Annotated in this window: 1 protein-coding gene; it reads right to left on the bottom strand. The window is 57.5% G+C overall.

Annotated features, from left to right (window positions below; translation table 11 throughout):
- A partial coding sequence (locus tag ALO_RS14000; RefSeq protein ID WP_004096902.1) for a hypothetical protein occupies nucleotides 1-635 on the bottom strand: 635 nt, incomplete at both ends.

The following is a 635-nucleotide window of genomic DNA, read 5'->3' as shown; positions in this document are numbered from 1 at the left end:
TTACGGCGGGGTCCAGTACGGTCTCGGGCTGCTTTTGGATGGCCTTTTGGTCGGCGTCCAGGGTGATGTTCTTTTTTGTGCCGGATTGAAGGCTGACTTTACCGCCGGCGCTGACGATGCCTTTGCGGCTGCTTTCTGTGTTTTCTACGGTGGCGGGAGGGGTATAGTCTATCGGGGTGGTGCCGTAGCGCCAGGTGCAGTTGTGGTGAAAGGTTCTGTGTTTTCTCCATTTGTAGCGGTGGGTGTCTGTGCCGGTGTCGGTGGTGATGCGGGTTCCCTGATAGCCGTAGTTTTCAAAGGAGGGGCCTTTGATGGTCAAATCTCCCCGGGCGGCGATGGTGCTGTAGCGGTTGACGACGGCAGCGTCCAGGGTGATGTCTTTTCCGGCCAGGATTTGGGCGGCGGCGGTTTCTTGCAGGATGGCGCCGGTTTTGATTTCCCGGGTGAATTGGCGGGTGGCGCTGTAGTAGTCGGGTTTGGGGAGGGGGGTGATGGGGGTGGAGTGTTTTTCGGTTTTTGTGGTCCAGCCGGTTTCAAAGACGGTCTTTTCGTTGGTGAGTTGCGCAGCGCTGATGTGGATGCTTCCTTGGCTCTGGATGCCGGAGGATTGGTTTAAGAGGCGGTTGTCAACTTTC

The organism is Acetonema longum DSM 6540, from assembly GCF_000219125.1.
In the GTDB taxonomy this organism is placed as follows: Bacteria; Bacillota; Negativicutes; order Sporomusales; family Acetonemataceae; genus Acetonema; species Acetonema longum.
The sequence above is the reverse complement of the archived record's forward strand: the minus strand, read 5'-3'. Positions and strand labels throughout refer to the sequence as shown.